At 67.9% G+C, this 26,258-nt stretch carries 21 protein-coding genes and 1 tRNA gene; 11 read left to right on the top strand and 11 right to left on the bottom strand.

The window, feature by feature from the left end; all coding sequences use genetic code 11:
• Nucleotides 1-152 precede the first annotated feature (152 nt).
• The 5 genes from GRX31_RS18865 (at nucleotide 153) to GRX31_RS18845 (ending at nucleotide 6,037) form a co-directional block, all read left to right on the top strand.
• Nucleotides 153-1,121 (top strand): Bug family tripartite tricarboxylate transporter substrate binding protein, encoded by a 969-nt coding sequence (locus GRX31_RS18865; RefSeq protein WP_160854198.1) that lies wholly within the window; start codon nucleotides 153-155, stop codon nucleotides 1,119-1,121.
• Nucleotides 1,122-1,137: 16 nt separating this feature from the next.
• The gene (locus GRX31_RS18860; protein ID WP_160854196.1) at nucleotides 1,138-2,799 is read left to right on the top strand and encodes an FAD-dependent monooxygenase; all 1,662 of its coding nucleotides are present in this window, start codon (nucleotides 1,138-1,140) and stop codon (nucleotides 2,797-2,799) included.
• A gap of 145 nt (nucleotides 2,800-2,944) precedes the next feature.
• Nucleotides 2,945-4,069 carry a porin gene (locus tag GRX31_RS18855; protein ID WP_160854194.1) on the top strand — a complete coding sequence of 375 codons (1,125 nt, stop codon included), beginning with the start codon at nucleotides 2,945-2,947 and terminating at the stop codon, nucleotides 4,067-4,069.
• 77 nt (nucleotides 4,070-4,146) lie between these two features.
• Nucleotides 4,147-4,983, top strand: a complete 837-nt coding sequence (locus tag GRX31_RS18850; protein ID WP_046985288.1) for a fumarylacetoacetate hydrolase family protein — start codon at nucleotides 4,147-4,149, stop codon at nucleotides 4,981-4,983.
• 76 nt (nucleotides 4,984-5,059) lie between these two features.
• Nucleotides 5,060-6,037: a VOC family protein gene (locus GRX31_RS18845; RefSeq protein WP_160854192.1), complete on the top strand. Its 978-nt coding sequence runs from the start codon at nucleotides 5,060-5,062 to the stop codon at nucleotides 6,035-6,037.
• Nucleotides 6,038-6,144: 107 nt separating this feature from the next.
• Here GRX31_RS18845 and GRX31_RS18840 read toward each other — a convergent pair.
• From GRX31_RS18840 to GRX31_RS18805, 8 genes are all read right to left on the bottom strand, one after another.
• Nucleotides 6,145-6,232, bottom strand: a tRNA-Ser gene (locus GRX31_RS18840).
• 101 nt (nucleotides 6,233-6,333) lie between these two features.
• Nucleotides 6,334-8,631 carry an NADP-dependent malic enzyme gene (locus tag GRX31_RS18835; protein ID WP_012204029.1) on the bottom strand — a complete coding sequence of 766 codons (2,298 nt, stop codon included), beginning with the start codon at nucleotides 8,629-8,631 and terminating at the stop codon, nucleotides 6,334-6,336.
• A 185-nt stretch (nucleotides 8,632-8,816) separates the two neighbouring features.
• The gene (locus GRX31_RS18830) at nucleotides 8,817-10,304 is read right to left on the bottom strand and encodes a nucleobase:cation symporter-2 family protein (RefSeq protein ID WP_034366640.1); all 1,488 of its coding nucleotides are present in this window, start codon (nucleotides 10,302-10,304) and stop codon (nucleotides 8,817-8,819) included.
• A 404-nt stretch (nucleotides 10,305-10,708) separates the two neighbouring features.
• Nucleotides 10,709-12,001 carry a M20 family metallopeptidase gene (locus tag GRX31_RS18825; protein WP_016449789.1) on the bottom strand — a complete coding sequence of 431 codons (1,293 nt, stop codon included), beginning with the start codon at nucleotides 11,999-12,001 and terminating at the stop codon, nucleotides 10,709-10,711.
• The gene (uraD, locus tag GRX31_RS18820) at nucleotides 11,998-13,773 is read right to left on the bottom strand and encodes a 2-oxo-4-hydroxy-4-carboxy-5-ureidoimidazoline decarboxylase (RefSeq protein ID WP_160854190.1); all 1,776 of its coding nucleotides are present in this window, start codon (nucleotides 13,771-13,773) and stop codon (nucleotides 11,998-12,000) included. Before uraD ends, GRX31_RS18825 begins: the two co-directional genes overlap by 4 nt.
• Before the next feature lie 6 nt (nucleotides 13,774-13,779).
• Nucleotides 13,780-14,736, bottom strand: coding sequence for an allantoinase PuuE (gene puuE, locus GRX31_RS18815; protein ID WP_016452629.1), 957 nt, complete (start codon nucleotides 14,734-14,736; stop codon nucleotides 13,780-13,782).
• Nucleotides 14,733-15,410 (bottom strand): GntR family transcriptional regulator, encoded by a 678-nt coding sequence (locus GRX31_RS18810; protein ID WP_012204034.1) that lies wholly within the window; start codon nucleotides 15,408-15,410, stop codon nucleotides 14,733-14,735. Before GRX31_RS18810 ends, puuE begins: the two co-directional genes overlap by 4 nt.
• A gap of 86 nt (nucleotides 15,411-15,496) precedes the next feature.
• Nucleotides 15,497-16,420 carry a LysR family transcriptional regulator gene (locus GRX31_RS18805; protein WP_016449787.1) on the bottom strand — a complete coding sequence of 308 codons (924 nt, stop codon included), beginning with the start codon at nucleotides 16,418-16,420 and terminating at the stop codon, nucleotides 15,497-15,499.
• A gap of 124 nt (nucleotides 16,421-16,544) precedes the next feature.
• Here GRX31_RS18805 and GRX31_RS18800 point away from each other — a divergent pair, with 124 nt between their 5' ends.
• The 3 genes from GRX31_RS18800 to GRX31_RS18790 all read left to right on the top strand — a co-directional run bounded on the left by GRX31_RS18800 (nucleotide 16,545) and on the right by GRX31_RS18790 (nucleotide 20,108).
• On the top strand, nucleotides 16,545-17,651 hold the full coding sequence (locus GRX31_RS18800) for a tartrate dehydrogenase (protein WP_061288956.1): 1,107 nt from the start codon (nucleotides 16,545-16,547) through the stop codon (nucleotides 17,649-17,651).
• A gap of 52 nt (nucleotides 17,652-17,703) precedes the next feature.
• Complete coding sequence (locus tag GRX31_RS18795) at nucleotides 17,704-18,681, top strand: tripartite tricarboxylate transporter substrate binding protein (RefSeq protein WP_126312413.1); 978 nt, start codon at nucleotides 17,704-17,706, stop codon at nucleotides 18,679-18,681.
• A 104-nt stretch (nucleotides 18,682-18,785) separates the two neighbouring features.
• A complete protein-coding gene (locus GRX31_RS18790) occupies nucleotides 18,786-20,108 on the top strand; it encodes a glycerate kinase type-2 family protein (RefSeq protein ID WP_160854188.1) in 1,323 nt (440 codons plus the stop codon).
• 42 nt (nucleotides 20,109-20,150) lie between these two features.
• Here the strand turns inward: GRX31_RS18790 and GRX31_RS18785 are convergent, their stop codons facing one another.
• The 3 genes from GRX31_RS18785 to GRX31_RS18775 all read right to left on the bottom strand — a co-directional run bounded on the left by GRX31_RS18785 (nucleotide 20,151) and on the right by GRX31_RS18775 (nucleotide 22,415).
• The gene (locus tag GRX31_RS18785) at nucleotides 20,151-21,074 is read right to left on the bottom strand and encodes a Fic family protein (protein ID WP_160854186.1); all 924 of its coding nucleotides are present in this window, start codon (nucleotides 21,072-21,074) and stop codon (nucleotides 20,151-20,153) included.
• Nucleotides 21,064-21,402 (bottom strand): antitoxin VbhA family protein, encoded by a 339-nt coding sequence (locus tag GRX31_RS18780; protein WP_237426722.1) that lies wholly within the window; start codon nucleotides 21,400-21,402, stop codon nucleotides 21,064-21,066. The genes GRX31_RS18785 and GRX31_RS18780 overlap by 11 nt, the downstream gene beginning before the upstream one ends.
• A gap of 95 nt (nucleotides 21,403-21,497) precedes the next feature.
• Nucleotides 21,498-22,415: a LysR family transcriptional regulator gene (locus tag GRX31_RS18775; protein ID WP_016449783.1), complete on the bottom strand. Its 918-nt coding sequence runs from the start codon at nucleotides 22,413-22,415 to the stop codon at nucleotides 21,498-21,500.
• A gap of 120 nt (nucleotides 22,416-22,535) precedes the next feature.
• Here GRX31_RS18775 and gcl point away from each other — a divergent pair, with 120 nt between their 5' ends.
• The 3 genes from gcl to glxR all read left to right on the top strand — a co-directional run bounded on the left by gcl (nucleotide 22,536) and on the right by glxR (nucleotide 26,209).
• On the top strand, nucleotides 22,536-24,326 hold the full coding sequence (gene gcl / locus GRX31_RS18770; protein WP_160854184.1) for a glyoxylate carboligase: 1,791 nt from the start codon (nucleotides 22,536-22,538) through the stop codon (nucleotides 24,324-24,326).
• A 115-nt stretch (nucleotides 24,327-24,441) separates the two neighbouring features.
• The gene (gene hyi, locus GRX31_RS18765) at nucleotides 24,442-25,242 is read left to right on the top strand and encodes a hydroxypyruvate isomerase (protein ID WP_016449781.1); all 801 of its coding nucleotides are present in this window, start codon (nucleotides 24,442-24,444) and stop codon (nucleotides 25,240-25,242) included.
• Nucleotides 25,243-25,294: 52 nt separating this feature from the next.
• Entirely contained in the window at nucleotides 25,295-26,209 is a 915-nt protein-coding gene (glxR, locus tag GRX31_RS18760; RefSeq protein ID WP_160854182.1) for a 2-hydroxy-3-oxopropionate reductase, read from the top strand.
• Nucleotides 26,210-26,258: the final 49 nt, after the last annotated feature.

Genomic DNA, 26,258 nt, shown 5'->3' with positions numbered 1-26,258 from the left:
GCTCCGCCGCGCCTGAGCCGCTGCGGAACGCTCCAGTGATAACAGCCATGCATCGCTGAGGCGTTTCTGCCCTCTGCCGCAGCCGGCCTGCCAGACCTAGCATGCCCTCCATAACGTCGGCGCAGCCCGGCGACCCATAGGAGACAAGCAGCATGAGCATGAGGAAATGGGCCGGCGCCTGTGCGCTGGCAACCCTGGCGGCGGGCTCCGTCGCCGCGCAGACGGCCGCCGGCGGAACGGTGCGCATCACCAGCGCCTTTCCCGCGGGCAGCGGCCCCGACGTGGTGGCCCGGCTGGTCGCCGACAAGCTCTCGGCGCAATGGAGGCAGCCGGTCGTCGTCGACCCCAGGCCGGGTGGGGCCGGCGTGGTGGCCATCAATGCGATGAAGAACGCGCCGCCCACGGGCAACGACCTGGTGGTGGTGGACGTAGGCCACTTGTCCATCAATCCGCTGGTCTTGCGCAAGCTGGCCTATGACCCGCAAAGCGAGCTGACGCCGGTGGCGCTGCTCTACAAGACCGCCTTCTTCGTCGTGGTCGGCGCGCAAAGCCCGTTCCACAGCCTGGCCGAACTGATGGCGGCGGCGCGGCGCAGGCCCGGCATGACCTATGGCTCCAATGCGGTGGGCGGGCCGCTGCATCTGGGCGCGGCCCGGGCCGCGACCGCCATGGGTGTCGAAATGATGCATGTCCCCTACAAGGAGACTTCGCAGCTGTACGCCGCCGTGTCGACGGGCGAGGTGGACTGGGCTTACGGCAGCATTGCGACGTCCGGCCCCCTGCAGCAGGCCGGCAAGCTGCGCTTTCTTGCCGTGGCGGACAGCCAGCGTTCCCCGGCGCTGCCCGATGTGCCGACCGTGCAGGAGGCCGGTGGTCCGGCCGGCATCGATGCGCTGACCTGGGTTGCGCTCATGGCGCCCAAGGGCACGGCGCCGGCCGTCGCCGAGCGCGTCAACGAGGCGGTGAACCGGGCCCTGTCCGCGCCTGACGTCAGGGATCGCCTGGCCGGTTTCGGCTTCTTCACCAGCATCGGCCCCGCAAGGCAGGTTGCCGACCTCATGCAGGCCGACCGCGAGCGCTATGCCCAAGTGCTGCGCCGCGTCAAGGTGACCGTCGATTGAGCCCCGGGGAGACGCCATGAAGACCGAAGTCGCGATCATCGGAGGAGGGCCCGCAGGGCTGATGCTGGCCATCGAGCTGGGCTGCAGGGACATACCGTGCGTGCTGATCGAGGAGCGCAGCGGGCCGCCGACGCTGCCCAAGGCCAATGCCACCTCGTCCCGGACCATGGAGCATTACCGCCGCCGGGGCTTTGCCGACCAGGTGCGCAGGCTGGGCCTGCCGCCCTCGCACCCCCAGGACATCGTCTATTGCACGCGGCTCACGGGGCCCGAGCTGGCGCGCTTTCGCATTCCCTCGGCCGAGGAGGCCGCCTCGGGCACGGCCTATGGCGACTACGGGGAACAGGCCTGGCCCACGCCCGAGCTGCCGCATCGGGCGCAGCAGATGTTCATCGAGCCCGTGCTCAGGGCGCAGGCCGAACGCCATGCCAGCGCCGTGCTGCGTTTTGGCCTGAGGGCCGAGGCGGTGCAGGACACCGGTTGCGCAGTCCAGATCGAATGCCGCGAGCCGGACACGGGCCGTACCGAGTTGCTGCAGGCCGCCTATGTGGTCGGCTGCGACGGGCCGCGCAGCCTGGTCCGCCAGGCCATGGGCGTCGTCTACGCAGGCCATGGCAGCGAGCGGCGGGACTTCCTGGGCGGCCCGATGATGTCCATCTACTTCCGCGCTCCCGGTCTGTATGGGCTGATCGGCAAGCCCAGGGCCTGGCAGTACTGGGCCGTCGGTCCCGGGCAGCGCGGCCTGCTGTGCGCCATCGACGGCGTGGACCGGTTCGTGCTGATCGTGCAGCTGCCCCAAGGCACCCAGCCTGCCGATTTCCATCCGCAGCAGGCGCTGCAGGCCGTCGTCGGCCGGCCTTTTGCGCACGAGCTGATCGCGCTGACCCCCTGGAACGCGGGCTATGCCCTGGTGGCCGAGCGCCTGCGGCACGGCAGGATGTTCATCGCCGGCGATGCGGCGCACCTGTTCACGCCCACGGGCGGCATGGGCTACAACACCAGCGTGGACGACGTCGTGAACCTGGGCTGGAAGCTGGCGGCGGCCATCCAGGGGGCGGCCGGCCCGGCGCTGCTGGACAGCTATGAGGCCGAGCGGCGGCCGATCGCCCAGCGCAACACCCGTTTTGCACGCAGCATGGCCGACAGCATCGGATGCCTGCCGGTCACGGCCGCAGTGGAGCAGGAGGGGCCTGCGGGCGACGGCGCCCGCCATGCGCTCGGGCAGGCACTTTCGGAGCATGTGGCACGCGAGTTCAACATCCCGGGGCTGCAACTGGGCCTGCGCTATGCCGACAGCCCCGTCGTCGCCCGGGAGTTGGCCGAGCCCCCGCCGGACGAGCCCAACCGCTACCTGCCTGGAGGTTATCCCGGCACGCGCGCTCCGCATGTGGCAACGGGGCCGGACCGGTCCCTGCTCGATGACTTCGGACGCGATTTCACACTGCTCGCATTCGGCCCGGACGGGCTGGAGCCCTGGAGGCAGGCTGCTGCGCAATACGGCATCCGGCTGGATGTGGTGAGGAGCGAAGACGGGCAGACGCGTGCGCTGTATGGCGCCGACCGCATCCTGATCCGCCCGGACCACCACATCGCCTGGCGCGGCGACGGTGCGGTGCCGCCGACCGAGGTCATGGCGCTGGCACTGGGCCATCGCACCCCGCCGGTGGGGCCCGGCTAGCCCCGGCCCATCCGGCCGCCTGCCCCCGGGGCCGTCCGGCCTTGCGCTTTCGTGACCCTGGCCAGTCCGGCCGGGGGACGCCGGCCTGCGCCTGAGTCTGCGCTTTCGCCGTCCTTGCCGACATCCATCACTTTCAGGAGACAACATGCCACATCCCTCCTTTCCTGTTCGCGCCGCGCTATCCGCGCTATGCCTGGCCGGTGCCGCTGCCGTGCCCTCGGCACCCGCCCTGGCCCAGGGCGTCACGCTCTATGGCCTGCTCGATGCATCCGTCGAGCACCTGACCGATGTGGGCCAGGGAGGCGCTTCGCTGAACCGCATGCCGGGCCTCACCGGCAGCGTGCCGTCGCGCATCGGCCTGCGCGGCTCGGAGGACCTGGGCGGCGGCCTGCGTGCCCTGTTCACGATGGAGCAGGGCCTGGCGCTCGACGCGGGCGTGCTGAACCAGGGCGGGCGCGCCTGGGGGCGCCAGGCCTTCGTCGGCCTGTCCGGCGACTGGGGCAGCCTCACACTGGGGCGCCAGTACACCATGCTGTACTGGTCCCAGCTCGATGCGGACATCCTCGGCCCGAATGCCTACGGTGCGGCATCGCTGGACAGCTACCTGCCCAATGCGCGCGCGGACAACGCGCTTGCGTGGCGCGCCGGCCTTGGCGGCTTCACCGTCGGCGCAACCTACAGCCTGGGGCGTGATGCCGTCAATGCGGGCCCCGGTCCCGCGGGAACCAACTGCCCCGGCGAGCAACCGGGAGACTCCAGCGCCTGCCGGCAATGGTCGGCAATGCTCAAGTACGAGGCCAAGGCCTGGAACATCGCGCTGGCCGTCGATGAAATCCGTGGAGGCCCCGGCGCCTTCGCAGGCCTGACCAGCAGCGCGCGCAAGGACCGTCGCTCCACCGCCGCGGGATGGGTGCGCTGGGGGGCATGGAAGCTCGGTGCCGGGGTCATTGCCCGCCACAACGACGGCCGTCCCGACGCGCCACGCAGCGATCTCTGGTACCTGGGCGCCAGTTTCGCCGCCACACCGGCCCTGACCCTCGATGCGCAGGCCTTGGATCTGCGTTTCAGGCGAAGCGACGACGGGGCCCGGCTCTTTGCCCTGCGGGCCCGGTATTCGCTGTCCAAGCGCACCACGCTGTATGCGACCGCAGGGCATCTGTCCAACGAGGGAGCACTTGCGCTGTCGGTCAGCAATGCGGCGCCAGGCGCCGCGCCCGCCCCCGGGCGTTCGCAGAACGGCTTCGCTGCCGGCCTGCGGCATAGCTTCTGAGGCTCCACCCGCATGCAGGGTCCGCGTCTCGATCCATTTCCTTCCCACTTTCCACTTCCCGTCCCAGGAGACAGACCATGAAACTGATACGCCACGGCGCCAGCGGCTGCGAGAAGCCCGGCGCCATCGATTCCCAGGGCCAGGCGCGCGACCTGTCGGACCTGGTGCCCGATTTCACGCCCGAGTGGATGGCGCCCGGCAGGCTGGCCGCGCTGGCCGCCGTCGATCTGCAGCGGTTGCCGCTGGTGGCGCAAGGCAGCCGCCTGGGGCCCCCTGTCGCCGGCACGCGCCAGTTCGTTGCCATCGGGCTCAACTACCGGCGGCATGCCGAGGAGTCGGGTCTCGACATTCCGAAGGAGCCCGTGGTCTTTCACAAGGCGCTTTCATCGCTGGCCGGGCCGGACGACGAGGTGCGCCTGCCCGAAGCGTCGGTTGCCACCGACTGGGAGATCGAACTGGGCTTTGTGATCGGCACGCGCGCAAGCCGCATCCCCGTGGAAGGTGCGCTCGCGCATGTGGCCGGCTACCTGCTGGCCAACGACATCTCCGAGCGTGACTGGCAGATCAAGCGCAACGGCCAGTGGGGCAAGGGCAAGAGCTTCGATGGCTTCGGCCCGGTCGGGCCGTGGCTGGTCACGGCCGACGAGCTGCCCGACCCCCAGGCCATCGAACTGACGCTGTCCGTCAACGGCGAGGTCATGCAGCGCAGCAGCACGGCAGACATGATTTTTCCGGTGGCCTGTCTCGTGTCCTATCTGAGCCAGTTCATGACGCTGCTGCCCGGCGACCTTGTCATCACCGGCACGCCTGAAGGTGTCGGCCTGGGCATGAAGCCGCCCCGTTTCCTGAAGTCCGGCGATGTCATGTCGCTGGACGGCGGGGTTCTTGGGCGGCAGCTCCAGCGGGTGCGGTGATGGGCTCGCCCGCCCACCGGCCGCGTGGCGCTGCCCGCCGGTCTTCGCACAGTGAACATGCAAAGGAGGGGACACCATGAACAGCCTTCCCACGCCATCTGGAACGACACCTGGAACGCCGTCCGGCACGGCCGGGCAGCCGGCCGTGCATTCGATCGATGAGTTCGTCTTCAGCGTGCCCGATCTCGAAGCGGCGCGGCATTTCTACGCCAGTTTCGGGCTCGAGGTGCGCGACATCGACGGCGCGCTGGCGCTGCACACCTACGGGCACCCCCACCGCTGGGCGCGGGTGCTGGAGGCCGCAACGCACAAGAGGCTGCAGTGGCTGAGCCTGGGCATCCATGCGGCCGATCTCGATGCCTTCTCGCACCGGGTCGACGGCGCGGGGATCGCACGCATTCCTGCGCCGGCCGGTGCGCAGACCGACGGTATCTGGATCGCCAGCCCCGACGGGGTGCCCATCCAGTTGCGTGCAGCCGCCAAGAGCTCTCCGTCGGCGCCCGCACCGCACGAGCTGCCGCCGGCCTGCTGCAATGCCGGCCGCGCGCCGGCTCGCAGCCTCATGCCGCAGATCCGGCCGCTGCACCTGTCGCATGTGCTTTTGTTCTGCGCCGACGTGGATGCCGCGCTGGCGTTCTACACCGAGGTGCTGGGACTCAGGCTCTCGGACCGCTCGGGCTCGGTCATCGCCTTCCTTCACAGCCCGCACGGCAGCGACCACCACCTGCTGGCACTGGCCGCATCGCATGGACCCGGCCTGCACCACAGCAGCTGGTGCGTGCCTTCTGTCGACGCCGTGGGCAGCGGCGCCCGGCAGATGGCCGAGGCGGGCTATGCGCAGGGCTGGGGCGTGGGCAGGCATGTGCTGGGCTCCAACTTCTTTCGCTATGTGCGCGATCCCTGGGGCAGCTTCGCCGAGTACTCCTGCGACATCGACTTTGTCGAGGCGGGCGCGGTGTGGCCTGCGGCCGACCATCCTCCCGAGGATTCGCTCTACGTCTGGGGGCCGGACGTGCCCGCCGACTTCGTCACCAACCACGAGCCTCCACGCTGAGGCGCCCGCCAATGCCCCAGACGCAGGAACGCCCCGCTGCCTTGCGGCATCGGGGCGCTGTGCAACAGGGCCGGCTCTTTGGCCGCCTGTCGGTTGATACAAGGATCTGGCGGAGACTGTGAGATTCGAACTCACGGACGGTTGCCCGTCGGCAGTTTTCAAGACTGCTGGTTTAAACCGCTCACCCAAGTCTCCGAAGCTGCGTATTCTAGCCGGGCTTAGGCCGCTCCTGCCGGGGCAGGGGGCGTAAAAAAGGCGCCCCTGTGAAGGGGCGCCTTTTCTGGGTGCGGCGCGGATCAGCCGCGGGCAGCGATGGCCTGGGCTGCGGCCAGGGCCGTCATGTTGACCACGCGGCGCACGGTGGCGGAGGGGGTCAGCACATGGGCTGCTGCAGCGCCGCCCAGCAGGATGGGGCCGATGGTCGTGCCGTGGCCGCCCGTGGTCTTGAGCACGTTGAACAGGATGTTCGCGGCGTCCAGGTTGGGGCAGATCAGCACGTTGGCCTCGCCGTGCAGCGAGGACTCGAGCAGGGCGCGGTCGCGGATGGCTTCGGACAGGGCGGAGTCGCCGTGCATTTCGCCGTCGCATTCCACGTCGGGGTTGGCGGCGGCGAACAGGTCGCGCGCGGCGCGCATCTTCAGCGCCGAGGGGCGGCTGGACGAGCCGTAGTTGCTGTGCGACAGGAAGGCCACCTTGGGCGGCAGGCCGAAGCGGGCCACTTCCTCGGCCGCCAGGCGGGCGATGTCGGCCAGCTCGGTGGCGTTGGGCGCCTCGTTGATGTAGGTGTCGGCGATGAACAGCGTGCCGCTGTCCAGCATCACGGCGTTGACGGTGGCGAACTCGCCGGCGCCTTGCTTGAGGCCGAGCACGTCGCGCACATGGGCCAGGTGGCTGTCGAACTTGCCGACCAGGCCGCAGAGCATGGCGTCGGCATCGCCCAGGTGGACCATGAGCGCGGCGATCAGCGTGTTGGAGCGGCGCACGGCGGCCTTGGCGGTCTCGGGCGTGACGCCGTTGCGGCCCATCAGGCGGTGGTAGGTTTCCCAGTACTGGCGGAAGCGCGGATCGTCCTCGGGGTTGCAGATCTCCACGTCCTTGCCCAGCACCAGGCGCAGGCCGGCCTTGGCGATGCGGGCCTCGATCACGGCGGGGCGGCCGATCAGGATGGGCTTGGCCAGGCCGTCATCGACGGCGACCTGGGCGGCGCGCAGCACGCGCTCGTCCTCGCCTTCGGCATAGGCCACGCGCTGCTGGTTGGCCTTGGCAGCGGCGAACACCGGACGCATGAACATGCTGGTCTGGTAGACGAAGCGGGTCAGGCTCTCGCGGTAGGCGTCGTAGTCGGCGATGGGGCGGGTGGCGACGCCGGACTCTTCGGCAGCCTTGGCCACGGCCGGCGCGATGCGCAGGATCAGGCGGGTGTCGAAGGGCGTGGGGATCAGGTAGTCGGGGCCGAACTTCAGCTCCTTGCCCTGGTAGGCGGCGGCGACCTCATCGCTGACGTCCTGCTTGGCCAGTGCGGCGATTTCGCGCACGCAGGCCAGCTTCATGGCTTCGGTGATCTTGGTGGCGCCGCAGTCCAGCGCGCCACGGAAGATGTAGGGGAAGCACAGGACGTTGTTGACCTGGTTGGGGTAGTCCGAACGGCCCGTGGCCATGATGCAGTCCGGGCGCACGGCCTTGGCCAGCTCGGGGCGGATCTCGGGTTCGGGGTTGGCCAGGGCCAGGATGATGGGCTTGTCGGCCATGGTCTTGACCATGTCGGCAGTGAGCACGCCGGGAGCCGAGCAGCCCAGGAAGACGTCGGCATCCTTGACGGCATCGGCCAGGGTGCGGGCGTCCGTCTTTTGCGCGTACTGGGCCTTGGAGGCGTCCAGGCCACCGGGGCGGCCTTCGTAGATCACGCCCTTGGAGTCGCACATGAAGACGTTTTCGCGCTTGACGCCCAGGCCCACCATCACGTTCACGCAGGCGATGGCGGCGGCGCCGGCACCGGAGACGGCGATCTTGACGTTGCCGATCTGCTTGTCCACCAGCTCCAGCCCGTTGAGCAGGGCGGCGCTGGAGATGATGGCCGTGCCGTGCTGGTCGTCATGGAACACGGGGATGTTCATGCGCTTGGACAGCTCCTGCTCGATGTAGAAGCACTCGGGCGCCTTGATGTCCTCGAGGTTGATGCCGCCCAGCGTGGGTTCGAGCGAGGCGATGATCTCGATCAGCTTGTCCGGATCGCGCTCGGCCAGTTCGATGTCGAACACGTCGACGCCGGCGAACTTCTTGAACAGGCAGCCCTTGCCTTCCATCACCGGCTTGCCGGCCAGCGGGCCGATGTCACCCAGGCCCAGCACGGCCGTGCCGTTGGTGATGACGCCGACCAGGTTGCCGCGCGCCGTGTATTCGGCGGCCAGCGAGGGGTCGGCCTGGATGTCCAGGCAGGGGTAGGCCACGCCGGGCGAATAGGCCAGCGACAGGTCGCGCTGGTTGGACAAGGGCTTGGTGGGCGTGACGGAGATCTTGCCCTTGTTGGGGCTGCGATGGTATTCGCGGGCTGCGTCGCGCAGGGCTTGTTCGGCGTTGGACAGGTTTTGGGTCATACAGGAATTCTCTGCAAATGCTCTCGGAGCTTACCGGATAGCTACAGCCTATGAGGGTCAGGACAGTTTTGCCTCAGGGATTTCGACAACAAGCCCCCTGGCGCCTATGGACGGCAGGGGGCGCACAGCCCGGCGGGTAGGCCGGGCGATTGTTGGGCGTGCCCGCCAGGGCGGGCACTGTTTCATCAGTGGGCGTCTGCCTGGCGTGCGGCCTGGACGGCAGCAGAGGTGTCGCTGCTGGCTCCGTTGAAGAAAATGTTCAATGCCACCGCGGTAATCGAGGCCAGCAGGATACCGGATTCGATCAACGGATGAATGGCGTGGGGCATCCATTGGCGGAAATTCGGCGCCACCAGCGGAATCATGCCCACGCCGATGGACACGGCAACGATCATGGCGTTGTTGCGGTTGGTCTGGAAATCCACGTTGCTCAGGATGCGGATGCCGGTGGAGGCCACCATGCCGAACATCACCAGGCCCGCGCCGCCCAGCACCACGGTGGGCAGGGACTCGACCAGGGCGCCCATCTTGGGCAGCACGCCCAGCACGATCAGGATCACGCCGCCGGCCACGCAGACCCAGCGGCTCTTGACGCCGGTGACGGCGACCAGTCCCACGTTCTGCGAGAAGCTGGTGTAGGGGAAGGTGTTGAAGATGCCGCCGATCAGCGTGCCCAGGCCGTCGGTGCGCAGGCCGCGCGTCAGCTCGTCCTGGCTGATCTTGCGATCGGTCATGTCGCCCAGGGCCAGGAACATGCCGGTGGACTCGATCATCACCACCACCATCACCAGGCTCATGGTGAGGATGAGGATGGGGTCGAACACCGGCGTGGCGATCTCGAAGGGCAGCACCATCGTGAACCATTCGGCCTTGGCGACCTTGCTGAAGTCCATCAGGCCCATGGCCACGGACAGCACGCCGCCGATCAGGATGCCCATGAGCACCGAGACGTTGGCCAGGAAGCCCTTGGCAAAGCGCGCGATCAGCAGGATGGACAGCAGCACGATGGCCGAGATGCCCACGCCGGTCAGGTCGCCGTACTTGGGGTTGGGAATGGTGGGCACGACCGCGAAGCCCTTGGGCACGGGCGGCAGCGAGGAGCCCGGCGCGCCGGCCGTGGCCTGGGCGTCGGCCAGCCATTTCAGGTGCTCGGGGTTGGGCACGCTGGGCGCGGTGGGGCCGACGGGGTTGCCGAAGATCCAGTTCACGCCCACGCGCATCAGGCTGATGCCGATGACGGCAATGATGGTGCCGGTCACCACGGGCGGGAAAAAGCGCAGCATGCGGCTGATCAGCGGGGCGATGAGGATGGATACGATCCCCGCCCCGATCACCGAGCCGAAGATCAGCCCCGCCCCCGCCGAACCGCCCGTGGTCTGCGCCATGGACACCATGGGCGCCACGCTGGCGAAGGTCACGCCCATCATCACGGGCAGCTTGATGCCGAACCACTGGGTCGCGCCCATGGCCTGGATCAGCGTGATCAGGCCGCAGCAAAACAGGTCGGCCGAGATCAGGTGGGCCACCTGCTCGGGCGGCAGGTTGAGTGCGCGGCCGACGATCAGGGGCACGGCCACGGCGCCCGCATACATCACGAGAACGTGCTGCAGGCCCAGCGCCGTGAGCTTGCCTGCGGGCAGCATCTCATCGACGGGATGAACGGAAGATTGCATGGGGATTTGTCTCCTCGGGATTTATGGGAACGGACGCCGGCGTGACAGGGTTTGGCACCAACATCCATACAAAAAGTGTATACAGATCATGGGAAATTTCTGCTCCCGGTAAACCCTGTTGCGGCAGTCGCGCCAACCCGTTTTGGTGCGCATCGCCTGCCAGGGCGGGAGTGCCATGGTGCATTGCAAGATGGATGCCAGCCGCCAGGCAAGCGCCAAGCAAGCAACAGGCACCGTGCTGGTGCCTGGCGGCCGCTGTGGCGCGGCTCGGGCGTGGTTCGGGCGCGGCTCGGGTGCACGGCATGGGTTGCGGAGGTGCACGCGCCCCGATGCGGTGCCCGGACGCAAAAAAGCCCGGCGGCGCCGGGCTTGGGGGTCAGGCCTTGATGCGGGCCGTCAGGCGGTCAGGCCGTCAGGTCGCACAGCATGCGCGCGATGACCTTGGTGGCGCGGCGCAGGTCCTCCAGCACCAGGCGCTCGTCGGCGCGCTTGGCGTGGGATTCCAGCACGGTGCGCGGGCCGGCGCCGTAGATCACGCCGGGAATGCCGCGCTCCACATACAGGCGCACGTCGGTGTACAGCGGCGTGCCCACGGCTGGGGGCTTTTCGCCGAACACGGCTTCGCCATGGGCCTGGATGGCGTCCACCAGGGGCTTGTTGCCCGCCAGCGGCGTCATGGCATTGGCCAGCAGCAGGCGCTTGATGTCCACGCGCACGGCATCCTCGCCCGTGTAGCCGCCCTTGGCGTTGAAGTCGGCAATGGCCTGGGCAATGACGGCGCGGATGCTGGCCTCGACCTCGGCGGGGTTCTCCTCGGGGATCATGCGGCGGTCGATCTTGAGCACGACCTTGCCGGGCACCACGTTGGTGTTGGTGCCGCCTTCGATGCGGCCGATGTTCAGGTAGGGGTGCTTGATGCCCGGCACCTTGGAGGTCACCTGCTGGTACTTGGTGTTCTCGGCGTACAGCGCGTTCATCAGCACCACGGCGGCCTGCAGCGCGTCCACGCCGGTGTGGGGCACGGCGGCATGGGCCATCTTGCCCTGCACGGTCACTTCCATCTGCAGGCAGCCGTTGTGGGCGGTGACGACTTCGTAGCTGAAGCCGGCCGCGACCATCAGGTCGGGTTGGGTGAGGTTGTTGGCCAGCAGCCAGCCGGGGCCCAGGATGCCGCCGAATTCCTCGTCGTAGGTGAAGTGCAGTTCCACCGCGCCCTTGGAGGGCTTGGCCACGGCTTCGAGCGCACGCACGGCGTAGGTGAAGGTGGCGAAGTCGCTCTTGCTCACGGCGGCGGCGCGGCCATAGAGCTTGCCGTCCTCGATGGCGGCGCCATAGGGGTCCTGGGTCCAGCCCTCGCCGGGCGGCACCACGTCGCCGTGGGCGTTCAGCGCAATGGTCAGGCCGCCGCCGGCGTCACCTGCGCTGCCGTAGGGGCGGCGCACGATCAGGTTGGTGATGGATTCCATGCCGTAGGCCTTGACCTCGGCCTCGGGCACGGTGTGCTTCTCGGCCTCGTAGCCGAAGGTCTTGAGCAGCTCGGCCGTGCGCTCGGCGTGGGGGGCGTTGTTGCCGGGCGGGGTGTCGGTCGGAACCTGGACCAGGGCCTGCAGGAATTGCACCTCTTCATCGAAATGCTGGTCGATCCAGGCGTCCAGGGCGGCGTAGGTGGCTTGCTTGTCTTGGTTCATGTTGGTCATTGCTGCTCTTGGGCCAGTTGGTTCAGTACGTGGGAGAAGGCATCGACGGACAGTTGCATGTCGTCGGCGGTGGAGCTTTCCAGCGGGTTGTGGCTGATGCCGGCGTTCAGGCCGCGTACGAACAGCATGGCCTGGGGCATGATTTCATGCAGCTTCATGGCGTCGTGGCCGGCGCCGCTGGGCATGCGGTACAGGGGCACGCCCAGGGCGTCCACGGCGGCTTCCCAGCGCTGCTGCCATTCGGGGGCGCTGGGGGCGGCGGCGGCCTTCATGGCCAGCTCGGTGCTGTAGCGCAGGCCACGGCGCTGGGCGATGGCCTCGATCTCGGCCAGGATGTCGGCCACCATGGCGTCGCGCTGCTCGTTGGTGGGCGCGCGCAGGTCCAGGCTGAACTGGCAGCGGCCGGGAACCACGTTGACCGAGCCGCTGGGCACATTGAGCTGGCCCATGGTGGCCACCGAGGTGCCGTCGCGCGCGGCGCGCTTTTCGATGTACAGCGCCAGCTCGGCCACGCCGCAGGCGGCATCGCGGCGGCGGTCCATGGGCGTGGTGCCGGCGTGGCTGGCCATGCCGATCATCTCGCAGATGTAGCGCGCGCTGCCGTTGATGGAGGTGACGATGCCCAGCGGGATGTCCAGCTCGTTGAGCACCGGGCCCTGTTCGATGTGCACCTCGATGAAGCCCAGGTAGCGGGCCGGATCGCGCTGCAGCTTCGGAATGTCGTCAATGCACAGGCCGGCATGCTGCATGGCCTCGCGCAGGGTGATGCCGTCGGCATCCTTTTGCTCCAGCCATTCCTGCTTGAAGTCGCCGATCAGCGCGCCCGAGCCCAGGAAGGTGGCCTTGTAGCGCTGGCCCTCCTCTTCCGCAAAGCCCACGACCTCGATGTGGAACGGCAGGCGCTTGCCCTGGCGGTGCAGCTCGCGCACGCAGGCCATGGGCACGAAGATGCCCAGGCGGCCGTCGTACTTGCCGCCGTTGCGCACGGTGTCGTAGTGGCTGCCGGTCAGCAGGGTCTTGGCGTCCTCGGTGGCCGCCTTGTAGCGGCCCACGACGTTGCCCACGGCGTCGATCTCGACCTCGTCGAAGCCGCAGTCGCGCATCCAGTGGCTGATGCGCTGGGCGCAGGCGCGGTGGGCGTCGGTGAGGTAGGTGACGGTGAGCTGGCCCTTTTCGGCATAGCCGGGGTCGCTGTGCTGGGCCAGCTTTTCCTGCCAGTCCCAGACATCGTTGCCCAGCTCGGGCGTGTAGCCGAACTTGTCGTTCAGGCGGATCTCGGCAATGCGGTGGATGTTGCGCAGCGCCTCGCCCAGCTCGAAGTCGGGGTGGTTGTGCAGGCGGCGCTCGAAGGTCTCGATGATCTCGGCCTTGGCCAGGCCCGCGCCGCGCGGACCGCGCACGGCCAGGATGAAGGGAAAGCCGAAGCGCTTGCCGTACTCGGCGTTGAGCTTGCGGATGTGCTCCAGCTCCTCGGGCGTGCAGCGGGTCAGGCCGGCCTTGTTCTGCTCGTTGGTGGATTCGGCCGTGAGCGTGTTGGTCTCCATGGCCTTGCCGGCCAGCTCCGGGTGGGCGCGGATCAGGTCGAGCTTGGCCTGCACCGGCGCCTTGTCCAGCACCTGGGCCATGGCGTACTTGATCTGTGCCAGCGAGCGGAAGGGGCGCTGGGCCAGCGCGGCCTCGGCAATCCAGGGCGAGTGTTCGTACAGGCCGTCGAGCAGACCTGTGGCGGTGGCCAGGTCGGCGGCATTGAGTTGTTCCAGCGTCAGAGCCATGCTGCGTTATTCCTTGTCGGGATGGTGGTGCGCCCAGTGGCGCGCGAGGTCGATGCGGCGGCAGACCCAGACCTTGTCGTGCCGCTGGATGTGGTCCAGAAAGCGCTGCAGTGCCGTGATGCGTCCGGGGCGGCCCAGCAGGCGGCAGTGCATGCCAATGCTCATCATCTTGGGGGAGTCGTCGCCGGCCGGATCGCCCTCGGCGTAGAGGGCGTCGAACGTGTCCTTCAGGTATTGGAAGAACGGGTCGGCGTGCGAGTAGCCCTGGGGCAGGGCGAAGCGCATGTCGTTGCAGTCCAGCGTGTAGGGCACGATGAGCTGGCTGCGGGTGCTGCCGTCGCTCTTGCCGACCTTCATCCAGAAGGGCAGGTCGTCGCCGTAGTAGTCGCTGTCGTAGGCGAAGCGGCCGTCGTCGGCCACCAGGCGGTGGGTGTTGGGGCTGTCGCGGCCCGTGTACCAGCCCAGGCCGTGGTCGCCATCGTGGCCATACAGCTCGCCGAAGATCTCCATGCACTGGCGCATGTGCTCGCGCTCGACCTCGGCGGGAATGTTCTGGTAGTGGATCCACTTGAGGCCGTGGCAGGCCACTTCATGGCCCAGCTCGTGGAAGGCGGCGGCCAGTTCGCGGTGCTTTTGCAGGGCCGTGGCCACGCCGAACACGGTCAGCGGCAGGCCGCGCTTCTCGAACTCGCGCAGGATGCGCCAGACGCCTGCGCGCGAGCCGTATTCATAGATGCCTTCCATGCTCATGTGGCGCTCGGGGTAGGCGGCCGGATTGAACATTTCGGACAGGAACTGCTCGCTGGCGGCATCGCCATGCAGCACGCAGTTCTCGCCGCCCTCTTCGTAGTTGAGGACGAATTGCACGGCCACGCGGGCCTGGCCGGGCCAGCGGGCGTGGGGGGGCGTGCGACCGTAGCCGATCAGGTCGCGGGGATAGGGGGCAGTGGCGTCGTAGGTCATGCGGATACGGAGGAAAGGGCCATCGAAAGATCGCTGGTCGGCATGTCGCGGTCGAAGGTCAGGCCGGCTTCCACGTGGTCCAGGTGCTGCTGCATGAGCTGCACGGCATGGTCGGCGTCGCCGCCGGCCAGGGCCGTGACGATTTCGGCATGCTCGTCATGGGAATGCTCGGCGGCCGTGCTGGACTGGTACATCAGCGTGATCAGCGCGCAGCGCGAGATCAGCTCGCCCAGCAGCTGGGCCAGCACCTCGTTGCCCATGAGTTCGGCCATGCGCACGTGGAAGTCGCCCAGCAGCTCGGTGCGCTGGCCGACGTCGTTGCCGTCCATGGCCTTTTTCTCGGCCGCCACGTGCTGCCGCAGCGCGCGGATCTTGGCCGGCGTGCTCTGGGCGATGAAGGCACGCACCATCTCGGCTTCGAGCATGCGGCGCACGGCGAAGACCTGGCGCGCCTCGTCCACCGAGGGCGTGGCCACGAAGGCCCCGCGCGCGGGTTCGAGCCGGATCAGGCGGTTTTGCGACAGCTGGAACAGCGCCTGGCGCACCAGGGTGCGCGAGACGCCGAAATGGTCTGCCAATTTCTGCTCGGCCAGCTTGGTGCCGGGCAGAAGACGGTGTTCGACGATGGCCCGGGTCAGGCTCTCGACAATGAAACTGGTGGTGGAAGTCTCCATCCGGCCATCATAGCGGCTGGCCACAAGAGTTGTATACAGTTTCTGTCTACTGCTTATTGGCGTTTCCCCGCATACGGCATCCCTTTTCAGAAACCGGGCGCGGCCGTATCGAAGTGCCGTGCCAGGTGCTCCACAAAGCGCTGCACGCGCTGGGTTGCCGCATGCCGCTGCGGATAGACCACATGGATGTCGGCCGGTGCCGTGGCATGGTCGGCCAGCACCTGCACCAGGCGGCCGCTGCGCAGGTAGCGGGCGATATCCCATTCGGCCCGCATGACGATGCCCAGGCCGGCCAGGGCCCAGCCCACGGCGATCTCGCCATCGTTGGTGCTCAGGCTGTCGCGCAGGCGGATGGCTTCGGTCTTGCGGCCGGGGCCGTTGTGGGTGAAGCGCCAGACGCCGTGGGCGTCGTCGCCCTGGCGGATGTCGATGCAGTCGTGCTGCATCAGCTCGCGCGGGGTGGCCGGCGTGCCGCGCCGCGCCAGGTAGGCGGCAGACGCGCACAGCAGCCGCCGGTTGGGCGCTAGGCGCCGCGCGATGACGCGCGCGTCCGGCGGCTCGCCAAAGCGTATGCACAGGTCGAAACTGTCATCGACCAGGGGCGGCGGCGAGGCCGACAGCTGCAGCTGCACCTGGATCTGCGGGTGCCTGCGCACGAAGCTGGCGATCAGCGGCGCGATATGGCTGCGCCCGAATCCCAGCGTGGCATTGATGCGCAGCAGGCCCTGCGGCTGCCCGGGCATGCCGGCCACGGCCTGCTCCATGGCGGCAATGTCGTCCAGGATGCGCCGCGCATGGGCCAGGTAGGTCTGGCCCTCATCGGTCAGGCCCAGGCGCCGCGTCGTGCGGCTGACCAATTGCACGCCCAGCCGCGCCTCCATCTGGGACAGGCGCTTGCTGGCCGCCGGCGTGGTGATGCCCAGCTCGCGGGCCGTGGCCGACAGGCTGGCGCTGCGGGCCAGAAGGCAGAAGAAGGCCATCTCCGATGGCGCCGAGACGGGAGTGCTCATTGTTGAATCAAAGTGAACGATGCCATCACTCTAGAGGCGCGCGCGGCGTTGTTCCATCGATAGATTCACGGACAAGGCCATGGAACCGCATGGCGCTTCATCCACCGCAATCCAAGGAGCCCTCATGACAAAGACATACCGCATCGCCTGCATTCCCGGCGATGGCATCGGCAAGGAAGTGGTGCCCGCAGGGCAGGAGGTGCTGCAGGCGCTGGCCGAAACCCAGCCCGGCCTGGGCTTTGCCTTCACCAGTTTCGGCTGGGGCGGCGACTGGTACCGCGCGCACGGCGAGATGATGCCGGCCGACGGGCTGGACGCGCTGCGCGGCCAGGACGCCATCCTGTTCGGCTCGGCCGGCGACCCGCACATTCCCGACCATGTCACGCTGTGGGGGCTGCGCCTGAAGATCTGCCAGGGGTTCGATCAGTACGCCAATGTGCGGCCCACGCGCATCCTGCCCGGCATCGATGCGCCGCTCAAGCGCTGCGCACGCGAGGACCTGGACTGGGTCATCGTGCGTGAGAACTCCGAAGGCGAATACGCGGGCGTGGGCGGCCGCGCCCACCAGGGCCATCCCATCGAGGTGGCCACCGACGTGAGCATGATGACCCGCGCGGGCGTGGAGCGCATCATGCGCTTCGCCTTCCGCCTGGCGCAGTCGCGGCCGCGCAAGCTGCTGACGGTGATCACCAAGTCCAACGCCCAGCGCCACGCCATGGTGATGTGGGACGAGATCGCGGTGCAGGTGGCCGCCGAGTTTCCCGACGTGCGCTGGGACAAGGAACTGGTGGACGCGGCCACGGCGCGCATGGTCAACCGCCCTGCCTCCCTGGACACCCTGGTCGCCACCAACCTGCATGCCGACATCCTCAGCGACCTGGCGGCCGCGCTGGCCGGCAGCCTGGGCATTGCGCCCACGGGCAACATCGATCCGGAGCGCCGCTATCCCAGCATGTTCGAGCCCATCCACGGATCGGCCTTCGACATCATGGGCCAGGGCCTGGCCAATCCCGTGGGAACCTTCTGGAGCTGCGTGATGCTGTTGGAGCACCTGGGCGAGCACCGCGCCGCGCAGCGGCTGATGCAGGCCGTGGAGCAGGTGACGGCCGATGCCGCGCTGCACACGCGCGACCTGGGCGGCAAGGCCACCACGCGCCAGGTCACCGACGCGGTCTGCGCACGGCTGCGCGCGCAGACCGCCGAGACCCAGGCCGAGCCCGTGCCAGCCTGAGCGCGCGCTGCATGGTCCGATAACCCACAAAAGAACAGACAGGAGACAAGCCATGAACCGCATCACCAGGGTTGCCGCAGCGTGCGCGCTGGCCGCCGCCATTCCTGCCACCATCCCAGCTGTCTGGGCCCAGGCCTGGCCGGCGCGCCCCGTCAACCTCATCGTGCCGTTTCCCGCAGGCGGCACCACCGATGTGCTGGCGCGTGCGCTGGGCCAGGAGCTGTCCAAAAGCCTGGGCCAGCCCGTGGTCGTGGAAAACCGCCCCGGCGCGGGCGCCACCCTGGGCGCCGACCATGTGGCCAAGGCGAAACCTGACGGCTACACCCTGCTCATGGGAGCCGTGCACCACACCATTGCCACCAGCGTCTACCGCAGGCTGGGCTATGACTTCCAGAAGGACCTGGCGCCCATCACCGTGGTGGCCGTGGTCCCCAATGTGCTGGTGGTCCATCCGCAGGTGCCCGCCAAAACCGTGCAGGAGCTGCTGGCCCAGGCCCGGGCCCAGCCCGGCAAGCTGGCCTATGGCTCCAACGGCGCGGGCACGGGCCAGCACCTGATCGGCGCGCAGTTCGAGTCCATGGGCGGCGTGCAGCTGCTGCACGTGCCCTACAAGGGCAGCGGGCCGCTGACCACGGACCTGCTGGGCGGGCAGATCGCCATGTCCTTCGATACCGTCACGCCTGTGCTGCCCCACATCAAGGCCGGCAAGCTGCGCGCGCTGGCCGTGACCACGGCCCGGCGCTCGGTGGCCCTGCCCGATGTGCCCACGCTGGACGAGGCCGGCCTCAAGGGCTTCGACATGGGCACCTGGTTCGGCGTGCTGGCACCGGCCGCCACGCCCAGGGAGGTACTGGCGCGGCTGGGCGCAGACATGAACCGCATCATCGAGTCCCCGCAGTTCCGCCGGAAGATGGAGGAGATAGGCGCCGAGCCCATCGGCGGATCACCCGAGCAGATGGCGCGCCAGATCCGCGACGACACCGACCGCTTCGCCAGGCTGGTGAAGGATGCCAAGGTGGCCCTGGATTGAGTTGGGTTGGCACGAGGAACGAGGCCGGGCGAATCAGTTGTGACTTGACCGCATGCCACCGCCGGCGCAGGAAATTCCATAATGCCCGGCGGAGACAACACACCATGACCAGCACCACGGACCTGCACCTCACCGATCCCCAAGCCTTTCTGCTCGACCTCTACCGCGCTGCGGTCAAGGATGCGCAGCCCCTGTACAGCATGGCCCAATGCCTGCCAAAGCCTCCCAAGGGCCGCACCCTGGTGCTGGGCGCGGGCAAGGCCGGCGGCTCCATGGCCCAGGCGCTGGAGGCGCTGTGGCCAGCGGACGCGCCGCTGTCCGGCCTTGTGGTCACACGCTACGGCCACATCCCGCCGCGCCCCGAAGGGCTGGCGCAGCGCATCGAGGTGGTCGAGGCCGCCCACCCCGTGCCCGATGCGGCAGGCCTGGCCGCCGCCGAACGCATCCTCGCGCTGACCGAAGGGCTGACCGAGGACGACCTCGTGCTGTGCCTGATCTCGGGCGGCGGCTCGGCCCTGTTGACCCTGCCGGCCGAAGGCATCGACCTGGAGGAAAAGCAGCGCATCAACCGCGCCCTGCTGGAAAGCGGCGCCGCCATCGGCGAGATGAACTGCGTGCGCAAGCACCTGTCGCGCATCAAGGGCGGGCGCCTTGGCGCGGCCTGCGCGCCCGCGCGCGTGGTCACGCTGACCATCAGCGACGTGCCGGGCGACGACCCCTCCATCATCGCCAGCGGCCCCACCGTGCCCGATGCCAGCAGCTGCGCCGACGCGCTGGCCATCCTCGCGCGCTACCGCATCGACGTGCCCGAATCCGTGCGCCGCGCGCTGGAGGCGGGCGAGCTGGAAACCCCCAAGCCCGGCGACGCGCGCTTCGACGGCCACGAGGTCCACATGATCGCCACGCCCCAGCACTCGCTGGAGGCGGCCGCACGCGTGGCCGAGGCCGCAGGCCTGCGCACCCATGTGCTGTCCGACGAGATCGAGGGCGAATCGCGCGAGGTCGCCAAGGTCCACGCCGCCCTGGCGCGCGCCGTGGCCCGCCACGGCCAGCCGTTTGCAAAGCCCTGCGTGATCCTGTCCGGCGGCGAGACCACGGTCACGATCCGGCAGCGCCCGGCCGGCACGCCCAAGGGGCGCGGCGGCCGCGCGGGCGAGTTCTGCATGGGCCTGGCCCAGGCCCTGCAGGGGCAGGACAAGGTCTGGGCGCTGGCGGCCGATACCGATGGCATCGATGGCGTGGAAGACAACGCGGGAGCGCGCGTGTCGCCGGATACGCTGGCGCGGGCCCAGGCCCAGGGCATGCGGATTGCCGAGTACCTGGACCGCAATGATGCGTATGGGTTCTTTGATGCGCTGGGGGATCTGGTGGTGACCGGGCCCACGCATACCAACGTGAATGACTTCCGGGCAATTCTGGTTCTTTGAGAAGATCCGGGCCGTAGCCATTAGGGGCGTTGGCGTTCGCTTTTACCTTTTCTGGCTATGGCCGAAGTCGACGGTCTCCCCGGCGTTCAGGCAGTTCTGAACATGGTTCATGACTGACTGAATGCCGGCTTCCTGCGCCTCGGGGTTGCCCGGCATCTGCGAGGCCAGGCGGGTCGCCGCTGCATGGATGACCTTGTATGCCGCTTCAAGCTCGGGGTACTCACGCAAGGCTTCCCGCTCGTTCAACCGCTCGAAGGCCAAGGCGCGGCTCGGCCGTACTGCGTCGCGCAGCAAGTCGGGCAGGGGCGGATGGGCTTTCAGCCTGTCCTGCGTGCGCAGGATTTTTCGCATGGTGTTTTCGTGCTGGACGTGTGGCTTCGCCAGCTCGTTCACGCTGCGGTCGCGGGCGATATGGAGAAGATCTCGCCTGGTCTCGCTGTGTCCGAATCGTGCCCAATCGACCTCATATCCAGCTTCCCTGGCGAGTTGCCTGGTGAAGGTGCGAAGCGTTCGGCTGTTGCCATCGCTGAAGGGATGGGCGTAGTCCAACTCGATGTACATCCTGGCAAGCCGTGCCGTGAATTCAGCGGTCTTCAAGCCGCGCAGCTCGTCGGGGTTGGCTTCTTCGAGGGCCTTGTCGAGTCTGGCCATGGCCGCGTCGTCCATGCGTGAATAGACGACATGGAAAGTGCCTCCCATGGTCGATAGGCCGCGCTGCTTCATCCAATCCTGGCCATGGGGCACCTGTGTTCTGAATTCGCCCGGCGTGACCTCGTGGAAGCCGGCGTCCGGCAAGTCCTGGAAGATGCGATGGTGGACTGCCTTCAGGTGGGCAGCGTCGAAGCTGCCACGCACAGGCTCCAGTTCCAGCTCGACAAGCCGTTTGAATGTGTGATCGGCTTCGAGTTGCTGACGCTGCGCTGCAGCCAACGTGTTCGCGGATGCTGACAGGAACTCATCGCGCATTGACCTTCACCTGGACGAAATCGGCAAGCTGGATATCACCCCGGATGAATTGGCGTGCGCCGGCCTCAGCAGCTTCGGAAGGCGTGAAGCCTTCCAGCCCAACGGACGCGCGGGCGAAGTTGACGGCTGCTTCGCGCCGGCGTTTCTCCGTTGCGGAAATGGCGGCGTTCACAGGGCCGCTGACGCGTTCACGCGATTGGTTGACATAGGCGCGCATCAACTCGCGCAGCACCTGTGCTGCGGGGCGGTTTTCCTGCAAGGCGGCGTCGGCAAACTCCGAGCGCAGCTCAGGCTCGACACGAAATGTCATTTGCACTTCTTTGGACATGGCTGGCACCTCGCAACACGGGGATCACACAGGCCGTTCGGACGGCATTCCTATCAATGTACATACATTGCATTGCCAATGCGCAGCGCCTGGCCTCACGCCCCGCGCGGCAGCGTCTCCCACCATTCGGCATCGAACCGCCCCTGCAGGAAGGCGATGAAGGACTGCACCTTCTGCGGCACCAGGCGTGGCGAGGGGTAGACGGCGTGGATTTCCTGCTCGGGCAGGCGGCAGGTCTTGAGGACTTCGACCACGCGGCCGGCCTGCAGCGAGTCGTGGGCCACGTAGCGGGGCAGGGCGGCGATGCCCATGTGCGAGCGTGAGGCCGCCAGCAGGGCCGAGAGGTTGTTGGAGCGCAGGCGGCCGGTGACGGGCACGGACACGGGCTCGCCGCTGGCGTTGCGCAGGCGCCAGAGGTCGTTGCCCTGCACGCTGCTGTAGATCAGCGTGGCGTGTTCCTTGAGGTCGGAGGGGCGGCGCGGCGTGCCGCGCTTGCGCAGGTAGGCGGGCGAGGCCACCAGTACCCAGGGGTTCACGCCCAGGGTGCGTGCGCCCAGGCTGGAGTCGGCCAGCTTGCCCAGGCGCAGGGCCACGTCGATGCCGTTGGCCACCAGGTCGGTGTAGCGGTCCTCGAAGCTCAGGTCGATCTGCACCTGGGGGTTGTGCGTCATGAACTCCAGCGCCAGCGGGATCAGCACGCGCCGGCCGAAGGCCACCGAGCTGCCGATGCGCAGCTGGCCCTGCACCTGGGTCTGTCGCACCTGCACCACCTTGTCCGCCTCGGCCACGTCGTTGACGATGGTCTTGCATTTCTCGTAGTACAGCGCGCCCGCTTCGGTCAGGCTCACGCCACGCGTGTTGCGGTTGAGCAGGCGCACCTTCAGGCGCGTCTCCATGGCCGCGACCTGCTTGGTCACCGTGGGCTGGGTGGTGGCGAACTCGTGCGCGACCTTGGTGAAGCTGCCGGTCTCCACCACGCGCACGAACATGTGCATGGCATCGAGTCTGTCCATGGCGCTGTCTCCTTTTTCATTGATAGTTATTCCTGCACGGAATAAATTTTATGGTCTGTGCAGGCGTTCCGCCAACAGGCCCGTCTGCCTAGAGTTGTCTCCAGTTTGAAGGAGACCTCCATGGCGAAAATGAAAGCAATCGAAGCCGCAGTCCGCGTGCTGGAAAAAGAAGGCGTCACCGTCGCATTCGGCGTTCCCGGTGCCGCCATCAACCCGCTGTACGCAGCGCTCAAGGACCATGGCGGCATCGGCCATATCCTGGCGCGCCACGTCGAAGGCGCAAGCCACATGGCCGAGGGCTACACCCGTGCCGTGGCCGGCAACATCGGCGTGTGCATCGGCACCAGCGGCCCGGCCGGCACGGACATGATCACGGGCCTGTACTCGGCCAGCGCGGATTCGATTCCGATCCTGTGCATCACGGGCCAGGCGCCGCGCTCGCGTCTGCACAAGGAAGATTTCCAGGCCGTGGACATCGCCTCCATCGCCAAGACCGTGACCAAGTGGGCCACCACGGTGCTGGAGCCGGCCCAGGTGCCGCGCGCCTTCCAGCAGGCCTTCCACCTGATGCGCTCGGGCCGCCCCGGCCCCGTGCTGATCGACCTGCCCATCGACGTGCAGCTGGCCGAGATCGAGTTCGACATCGATACCTACGAGCCCCTGCCTGTCTACAAGCCTGCCGCCACGCGCAAGCAGGTGGAAAAGGCCATCGCCATGCTCAACGAGTCCGAGCGTCCGCTGCTGGTGTCGGGCGGCGGCGTGATCAACGCCGATGCGTCCGAGCTGCTGGTGGAGTTCGCCGAGCTGCTGGACGTGCCCGTGATCCCCACGCTGATGGGCTGGGGCACCATTCCCGACGACCACCGCCTGATGGCCGGCATGTGCGGCCTGCAGACCAGCCACCGCTACGGCAATGCCACCATGCTGGCCTCCGACTTCGTGCTGGGCATCGGCAACCGCTGGGCCAACCGCCACACGGGCTCGGTCGAGGTCTACACCAAGGGCCGCAAGTTCGTGCACGTGGACATCGAGCCCACGCAGATCGGCCGCGTGTTCGCGCCCGACTACGGCATCGTCTCGGATGCCGGCGCGGCGCTGCAGCTTTTCGTGGAGGTGGCGCGCGAGTGGAAGGCGGCTGGCCGCCTGAAGGACCGCAGCGGCTGGGTGGCCGAATGCCAGGCCCGCAAGAACAATGTGGAGTACCTGCGCAAGACCAATTTCGACAACGTGCCCATGAAGCCGCAGCGTGTCTACCAGTGCATGAACCGCAGCCTGGACAAGGACACCTGCTACGTCTCCACCATCGGCCTGTCGCAGATTGCCGGCGCGCAGTTCCTGCATGTCTACAAGCCGCGCAACTGGATCAACTGCGGCCAGGCCGGCCCGCTGGGCTGGACCGTGCCGGCCGCCCTGGGTGTGCGCGTGGCCGACCCGGCCCGCAAGATCGTGGCGCTGTCGGGCGACTATGACTTCCAGTTCATGATCGAGGAGCTGGCCGTGGGGGCGCAGTTCAAGCTGCCCTACATCCATGTGCTGGTCAACAACAGCTACCTGGGCCTGATCCGCCAGGCGCAGCGCACCTTCTCCATCGACTACTGCGTGCAACTGGCCTTCGACAACATCAATGTCGACGACAAGGAAGAGTCCAAGGGCTATGGCGTGGACCACGTCAAGGTGGTCGAGGGCCTGGGCTGCAAGGCCATCCGCGTGCACCGTCCCGAGGACTTCGCGCCCGCCATGCAGCAGGCCGAGGCCTGGATGGCCGAGCACCGCACGCCGGTCGTCGTCGAGGTCATCCTGGAGCGCGTGACCAACATCTCCATGGGCGCCGAGATCGACAACGTGATCGAGTTCGAGGACCTGGCCGCAGCGCCTGCCGACGTGCCCAGCGCGCTTGCACTGCTGGATTGACCGGCCCGCCACGGCACATCGCACGGCATTGCACTGCACTGCTTTTTCTATCGGCGGGGCACCCTGCGTGCCCTGCCGCTCCCAACCCACCAAACGACAACCGGAGACTTCTGACATGCCCCGTTTTGCTGCCAACCTCAGCATGCTGTTCACCGAGGTGCCCTTCCTCGACCGTTTCGAGCGCGCGGCGCGCGCCGGCTTCGAGGCCGTGGAATTCCTGTTTCCCTACGCCCATACGGTCCAGGAGATCAAGGAGCGCGTCGACGCCCACGGCCTGCAGATCGTGCTGCACAACCTGCCTGCCGGCGACTGGGATGCGGGCGAGCGCGGCATTGCCTGCCACCCCGACCGCGTGGACGAGTTCCGCGCCGGCGTGGCCAAGGCCGTGACCTATGGCCATGCGCTGGGCGTGCCCCAGCTCAACTGCCTGGCCGGCAAGGCGCCTGCCGGTGCCGATGCCGCGCTGCTGCGCCGCACCTTCGTGGACAACCTGCGCTTTGCCGCATCGGCGCTGAGCGCGGCCAATCTGCGCCTGCTGATCGAGCCCATCAACCCCTTCGACATTCCCGGCTTCTATCTGAACCGCACGGACGAGGCCCTGTCCATCCTCGACGAGGTGGGCGCGCCCAACGCCTTCGTGCAGTACGACATCTACCACGCCCAGCGCACCGAAGGCGAGCTGGCGGCCACGCTGCAAAAGCATCTGGCGCGCATTGGCCACGTGCAGCTGGCCGACAACCCGGGCCGCAACGAGCCGGGCACGGGCGAGATCAACTACCCCTTCCTCTTCGCGCACCTGGACCGCATCGGCTACCAGGGCTGGGTGGGCTGCGAGTACAAGCCTGCGCGCGATACCGAATCGGGCCTGGGCTGGCTGGACGCCCACACCAGCGTGCGCACGGCAGTCGCCGCCTGAGTGCCGCCGGAGTTTTTTCTCAGCTTTTCAAAAACGACAAGGAGTACACAGCATGAATGCATCCTCTCTCAAGCTCGGTTTCGTGGGCCTGGGCATCATGGGCGCGCCCATGGCAGGCCACCTTCTGGCGGCTGGCCACCAGCTCTTCGTGAACACCCTGGGCAAGATCCCGGCGCAGATCGCCGAGAGCAGCGCCACCCAGTGCACCACCGCGCGCGGCGTGGCCGAGCGGGCCGACATCATCTTCCTGATGCTGCCCGACACGCCCGATGTCGAGAAGGTGCTGTTCGGCGAGGACGGCGTGGCCGCCGGCCTCAAGGGCAGCAGCGGCAAGGTGGTGGTGGACATGAGCTCCATCTCGCCCGTGGCCACCAAGGACTTCGCTCGCCGCATCGAGGCCATCGGCGCCCAGTACCTGGATGCGCCGGTCTCCGGCGGCGAGGTGGGCGCCAAGAACGCCATCCTGTCCATCATGGTCGGCGGCCCCGAGGACGTGTTCGCGCGCGTCAAGCCTCTGTTCGAGCGCATGGGCAAGAACATCACCCTGGTGGGCGGCAATGGCGACGGCCAGACCGCCAAGGTGGCCAACCAGATCATCGTGGCGCTGAACATCGAGGCGGTGGCAGAGGCCCTGCTGTTCGCATCGCGCGCCGGCGCCGACCCGGCCCGCGTGCGCGAGGCGCTGCTGGGCGGCTTTGCCTCGTCCAAGATCCTGGAGGTGCATGCCGAGCGCATGATCAAGCGCACGTTCGATCCGGGCTTCCGCATCTCGCTGCACCAGAAGGACCTGAACCTGGCCCTGAGCAGCGCGCGCCAGCTCGGCGTGTCCCTGCCCAACACGGCCCAGGCCCAGGAGCTGTTCAACAGCTGCGTGGCCCACGGCGGCGCGAACTGGGACCACTCGGGCATGGTGCGTGCGCTGGAGATCCAGGCCAACTTCGAGGTCGGCCAGAAGGTCCCGGCCTGATGCCGCGCAACTGACAACGCGATTGGTGGGAGGGCGGCCTTGCGCCGCC

This window comes from Delftia sp. CH05 (genome assembly GCF_009827015.1).
In the GTDB taxonomy this organism is placed as follows: Bacteria; Pseudomonadota; Gammaproteobacteria; order Burkholderiales; family Burkholderiaceae_C; genus Comamonas; species Comamonas tsuruhatensis.
Note: the sequence above shows the minus strand (reverse complement) of the source record. Positions and strands in the feature narration are given on the sequence as shown.